General features: G+C 62.5%; 5 protein-coding genes and 1 pseudogene. All 6 read left to right on the top strand.

Going from position 1 to position 6,062, the window contains the following annotated elements:
• Nucleotides 1-118 precede the first annotated feature (118 nt).
• Nucleotides 119-1,069 carry an ABC transporter permease gene (locus AC0L2K_RS21170; protein ID WP_473524934.1) on the top strand — a complete coding sequence of 317 codons (951 nt, stop codon included), beginning with the start codon at nt 119-121 and terminating at the stop codon, nt 1,067-1,069.
• A gap of 36 nt (nt 1,070-1,105) precedes the next feature.
• Nucleotides 1,106-1,984, top strand: a complete 879-nt coding sequence (locus AC0L2K_RS21165; protein ID WP_192363930.1) for an ABC transporter permease — start codon at nt 1,106-1,108, stop codon at nt 1,982-1,984.
• A gap of 51 nt (nt 1,985-2,035) precedes the next feature.
• On the top strand, nt 2,036-3,346 hold the full coding sequence (locus tag AC0L2K_RS21160; protein ID WP_473532239.1) for an NAD(P)/FAD-dependent oxidoreductase: 1,311 nt from the start codon (nt 2,036-2,038) through the stop codon (nt 3,344-3,346).
• A gap of 64 nt (nt 3,347-3,410) precedes the next feature.
• Nucleotides 3,411-4,838, top strand: coding sequence for a threonine synthase (gene thrC, locus AC0L2K_RS21155; protein WP_473532238.1), 1,428 nt, complete (start codon nt 3,411-3,413; stop codon nt 4,836-4,838).
• Between the two features lie 32 nt (nt 4,839-4,870).
• Complete coding sequence (locus AC0L2K_RS21150) at nt 4,871-5,815, top strand: homoserine kinase (RefSeq protein WP_473524937.1); 945 nt, start codon at nt 4,871-4,873, stop codon at nt 5,813-5,815.
• A 38-nt stretch (nt 5,816-5,853) separates the two neighbouring features.
• Nucleotides 5,854-6,062, top strand: a pseudogene (locus AC0L2K_RS21145) (glycine C-acetyltransferase); the annotation flags it as partial.

The raw sequence follows: 6,062 nt of genomic DNA, 5'->3' as shown, positions 1-6,062 counted from the left end.
CCCCGGGCGCCGCCGGGCCTCTGGGTTTTTTCTTTTCCCCCCCACCCCCCCCCCCCCCCCGCCCGCCGCCGCGCCCCCCCGCCAGTCACCGGCGCTGTCTTGAAAGAGGAGAGTTGAAATGCGCGGATTCCTGCTCAACCGGCTCTCACAGAGCCTCATCCTGCTCCTGATCGTGTCGGTCATCGGGTTCCTCGTCCTGAACCTGCTGCCGGGGGGGCCGCTGGCGCAATTCGGGCTCGATCCCAGCATGACTCAGGACGATCTCGATCGCCTGAAAGAGCAATTGGGGCTGAACCGTCCGCTTTTGATCCAATATTTCGACTGGGCCTGGCGGCTTCTCCAGGGCGATTGGGGCCACTCCTTCCGCGACGGCGCGCCTGTGCTGGCAGTGATTGGCCGGCACGTCCCTGCGACGCTGCTGCTGATGGGGACGTCCACCGCGATTGCGATCGCCATCGGCACCTGGATCGGCATTCGTGGCGCCACGCACCGCTATTCGCTGTTCGACTATATGGCGACGGTCGGAGCCATGGTCGCGCTGTCGATCCCGACCTTCTGGTTCGGGCTCGTCGGCATCTACATCTTCTCCCTGCAGCTGGGCTGGCTGCCTGCAGGCAACATGTACACGATCGGCGACGGTTCGGTCCTGAATTACCTGCATCACCTGATCATGCCAAGCATCGTGCTGTCGCTGGTGCATGTCGCGATCTGGAGCCGCTACATGCGATCGGCGACGCTCGACGCCATCAGCCAGGATTTTGTCAAGACCGCCCGCGCCAAGGGCCTGAGCGAGCGCCGAGTCATCATGAAGCACGTCGTCGGCAATGCGCTTTTGCCGATGATCACACTGGCTGGGGTGCAGCTTCCCAGCATCCTGACCGGCGCGCTGGTGACGGAGACAGTGTTTACCTGGCCGGGGATGGGTCGACTGTTCCTGGACAGCCTCGGCTACAGCGACTACCCGGTCGTGATGGGACTGCTGATGTTCTCGGCCATTCTCGTCATCCTGGGCAACCTGATCGCAGATATTGCCGTGGCGATCGTCGACCCGCGCATTCGTCTGGGTTGAGCGCCTAACCTCACGCCCAACAGGAGGCACCCGAAAATGACCGCTCTCGTCGCAAATGCAGGACCAAGCCGCTGGTGGCGCAGCCGCACCGTGCGCCGTTTCACGAGCCATCATCTGGCGTTGCTGGGAGTGGCGATGATCACCCTCCTGACGCTGGCATGCGTCTTCGGCCCTCATCTCCTTCCCTACGATTCCCTCTACATCGATTTGCGCGCCCGCTTTTCACCGCCGCTGACCGGCGACCACTATCTCGGGACCGATCCTCTGGGGCGGGACGTGGCGGCGCGACTGTTCATGGCGGGGAGGACTTCACTGCTGGTGGCCTTTTTTGCCATGCTGCTGTCGACGCTGATCGGAACACTCGTCGGCGTGATCGCGGGCTACCGCGGCGGCTGGATCGGCGCAGCGCTGATGCGCACGGTCGACGGGTTCCTGTCATTCCCTTCGATCTTCCTGCTGCTGGCCTTGGCCGCGGCACTGAAGCCGAGCCCGGCTATGGTCACCGTCATCGTCGCTGTCACCAGCTGGATGGAGGTAGCCCGGATTGTCGAGGCCGAGGTGCGGTCATTGCGCGAGCGCGAGTTTGTGCTGGCCGGGCGCATGCTGGGGCTTAGCGGTGCGCATATCATGTTCCGCGAGATCCTGCCCAACGCCATGGGCCCGATCATCGTGGCCGCGACGCTGACAGTCGCGCACGCCATTCTCCTGGAAGCCTATATCAGTTTCCTGGGTTATGGCATTCAGCCGCCGCTGCCCAGCTGGGGCAACATGCTCGAGGGCGCCCAGCAGTATCTGGACAGTGCACCCTGGCTGGCGATCATTCCCGGCGCCGCCATCACCATCGCCGTGACAAGCTTTAATTTCATCGGCGACGGGTTGCGCGATGCGCTCGACGTGCGGGACGACCGCGTCTGATCACAAAAGCGGCCCGCGCCTCACCCGAAAACCCATCGAGAAGTGACTCTCATGCACGAGCCGAAAGTCGCCAACAAGAGCACACCCTACTGGTGGGAAGCGGCGCCCGTCACGGCGCTACCGCCGCAGCCCCTGGCGAGGACGGTCGATGTGGCAATCGTCGGCGCCGGTTATGCGGGGCTTTCGGCCGGGCTTGCGCTGGCGCGCGAGGGGCGCTCGGTTGCAGCTTTTGATGCGATGAATCCGGGCGAGGGGGCCTCGTCGCGCAATGGCGGAATTACCAGCGGGAGCATCCGGCTGGACTACGCCACGATAACCCGGCGCTTCGGCGAAGAAAAAGCCATGGCGATCGAGGCCGAGGGCAAGGTCGCGCGCGAATTCCTTTACGACTTCATCAAGTCGGAAAAGCTCGACTGCGACTTTCAACTGGTTGGCCTGTTCAAGGGCGCCATCGGATATGAACAGTACGAGAGGATGGCCCGCGGCGCCGAGGGGTTGGCGAGAAAACTGGGGATCGAATCCTACGCTGTTCCATATGCAACGCAGCGCGACTACGTCGGCACCGACTTCTACCGCGGCGGCACCGTCAGGATGGACATCGGCGGGCTGCACCCGGCCAAGTTCCACGCCGAGCTCCTGCGGGTGGCGCTCGCTTCGGGACTGGCGGTGCATTCGAACACGCCCGTGACGTCAATTGAAAGGGATAGCTCCGGGTTCCGCGTCGCCACTTCGGCCGGAACGGTGCAGGCGCGGCAGGTCCTGGTCTGCACAAATGGCTACACGGATGGCGCCAGTCCGTTCCTGCGCCGTCGGCTGGTGGCGGTTCGCAGCAGGATCATTGCCACCGAGGAATTCGCGCCTGAGCTCATGGCGCGCCTGATGCCGAAGCGGATGATGATGGGTGAGGGCCGCGAGCTTGGCTTCTATTATCGCCCTTCGCCGGACGGCAGACGCATCCTGCTTGGCGGGCGCGACAGCTCGCGTGCAGGCGATCCGGCAGCCCCGACGCTCCGTTTGCGCAACGGGCTGGTCGAGCTTTTCCCTGAACTGGAAAATGTTCGACTCTCGCATAGCTGGTTCGGCAATGTGGCGATGCACCGTGACATGCTGCCCAGGATCTTCGAGAAGGATGGCGTGCTCTATGCCACCGGCTTCTGCGGTTCGGGCGTGGTCTGGGCGCCATGGGTCGGCACGCGTGCGGCTCACAAGCTGATGGGACATGGCGATCGGGCGCGCACCGCGTTCGACTTTCGGCCGCCTGCGGCGATCCCGCTCTATCGTGGCAATCCGTGGTTCCTGCCGGCCGTTATCAAGGGCTACGCCCTGCAGGACCGTATCGCCTGGTGGCGCGCCAGCCGCTGAAGGCCGAAGGGTGGCGGTCACTCGACCCTTGCCGAACAATTGCGGCGACAAGGAACAGCATCACATGCACTACATCTCCACGCGCGGCCATCCCGAACGCAGGAAGTTCTGCGAGATTCTGCTTGAGGGCCTTGCCCCGGATGGCGGCCTCTATGTGCCCGAGGTCTACCCTCGGCTGGATGATGCCACGCTGGATCGGTGGCGGGGCTTGTCCTACCCAGTGCTCGCCTTTGAAATCCTGTCGCTCTACATCGACGATATTCCGCCCGCTGACCTGAAGGCCATCTGTGCAAAGACCTACAGGCCCGAGGTTTTTGGGACCGCCAGGATCGCGCCCGTGCGAACGCTTGAGAGCGGTCTCCATGTGGCGGAACTGTCGAACGGTCCCACCCTGGCGTTCAAGGACATGGCGATGCAGTTGCTCGGCAATTTGCTCGAGTATGAACTGGCGCGGCGGGGTGTGGAGCTGAATATCCTCGGGGCAACCAGTGGCGACACGGGCAGCGCGGCGGAATATGCCATGCGCGGCAAGAAGGGCATCCGCGTCTTCATGATGTCGCCCCACGGACGCATGAGCGCCTTCCAGCAAGCCCAGATGTTCAGCCTGCAGGACGACAACATTCACAACATTGCCATCGAAGGGGTGTTCGACGATTGCCAGGACATCGTGAAAGCCGTGTCCGGCGATGCTGACTTCAAGAGGCGCCACCGGATCGGCGCCGTAAATTCGATCAACTGGGCCCGGCTGGTCGCTCAGGTGGTGTATTACTTCTCTGCCTATTTTCAGGTGACTGAAGAGAATTCGTCAGAGGTCGACTTTGCCGTTCCCTCGGGCAATTTCGGCAACGTCTGCGCCGGTCATGTTGCGCGTATGATGGGACTTCCCATTTCCCGTCTCGTGATTGCGACCAACGAGAACGATGTGCTCGATGAGTTTTTCCGCACCGGGGTGTATCGCGTGCGGGGCCAGGCGGATACTTATGAAACCTCGAGCCCATCCATGGACATTTCCAAGGCCTCCAATCTCGAGCGTTTCGTGTTCGACTTGCTCGGTCGCGACGCCAGCCGGACGAGATCGCTGTTCGACGATCAACTGCGCGAAAGCGGGTCGTTCGATCTCAGCGGGGATCCCGCCTTCGGGAAGGCGGCGGACCATTTTGGTTTCCGCAGCGGGAAGAGCACCCACGCCGACCGGTTGAAGACGATCCCTGACGCGTGGCACCGCTTCAACGCGCTGATCGATCCACACACTGCAGACGGCCTGAAGGTCGCGCGCGAGCATTCGGTTTCGGATGTGCCCATGATCGTGCTCGAGACGGCCCTGCCGGTCAAATTTGCGGAGACCATCAGGGAGGCCCTGGGCCGAGAGCCAGTTCCTCCGCAACGGTTCGATGGCATAGAGGGTTTGCCGAGACGGTTCAAACTGCTTCCCGCCGATGTACAGACCGTCAAGACCTACCTCGCCGAAACCCTGCGGGCCGCAGTCTGCTGAAATGCTGCTTCCTCGACCGGGACCTTTTCGCCATGGCCGTATATACCGAGCTGTCACCCGACGAAGTCGCAGCCTTCTTTCAGGCTCTGGGCCTGGGACAGCCGAATTCCGTTCGCGGCAGCACAAGCGGAATTGAGAACACGAACTACTTTGTGGATACCGAGGCAGGCGAATATGTGCTGACCCTGTTCGAGCGGCTCACGTTCGAGCAATTGCCCTTCTACCTTCACCTGATGAAGCACCTTGCGGCGCGGCGAATGCCGGTCCCGGATCCGGTTGCCAACGTCAGAGGCGAAATCCTTCACACGCTAAAAGGCCGGCCTGCCGTGATCGTCAACAGGCTTCCTGGCGAGAGCGTGACGGCGTCGACAGAGTCGCATTGTCGCGCTGTCGGGGAGATCCTGGCGCGAATGCACGTGACCGCGAGCGACTACCCACGGCGACAGGCCAATCCGCGCGGCCTCGAATGGTGGAACGCGGTGGTGCCGGTGGTCGGCCGCTGCGTATCCGAGGGACAGCGCTCGCTGCTCACAAGCGAACTGGCCTTTCAGAACCACATTGCTGTGTCCTCCACCTACGAGCAACTCCCCAGGGGGCCGGTGCACGCTGATCTCTTTCGCGACAACGTGTTGTTTGAAGGTGATCACCTGACCGGCGTCTTCGATTTCTACTTCGCCGGATGCGACACCTTTCTGTTCGATATAGCCGTCTGCCTCAATGACTGGTGCGTCGATAGTGGCACCGGCCGCCAAGACACTAAGCAAGTTGCCGCCTTTCTCGGCGCGTATGAGTCAGTTCGCGCGCTCACTGGACCCGAACGCTTTTTGCTTCCTGCAATGCAGCGCGCTGGAGCATTTCGTTTTTGGCTGTCGCGTCTCTGGGATCTGTACCAGCCCCGGGAAGCTGCGCTCCTCAAAGCACACGATCCAGGCCACTTCGAGCGCATGTTGCGCGTGCTCCGGGGAGACATCGCATGAGCAAGACCGCGAAGATCACCAATGGAAGTGGAAGCACGATGGCACCGACTCTCAAAGACCACGTTGGCGAGCTGCTTTCGCAGATCGAGACGGAGGGCCTGTACAAGCGCGAGCGCGTCATCACCTCGCCCCAGTCGTCCGAGATCGAGGTCGGCGGCCGCAAGCTGCTCAATTTCTGCGCCAACAATTATCTTGGCCTCGCAGATAGCGCCGACTTGCGCGATGCGGCCAAGCAGGCACTCGACCG

The organism is Mesorhizobium sp. WSM4817 (genome assembly GCF_055811135.1).
This window is presented reverse-complemented; position numbering and strand designations above follow the sequence as displayed.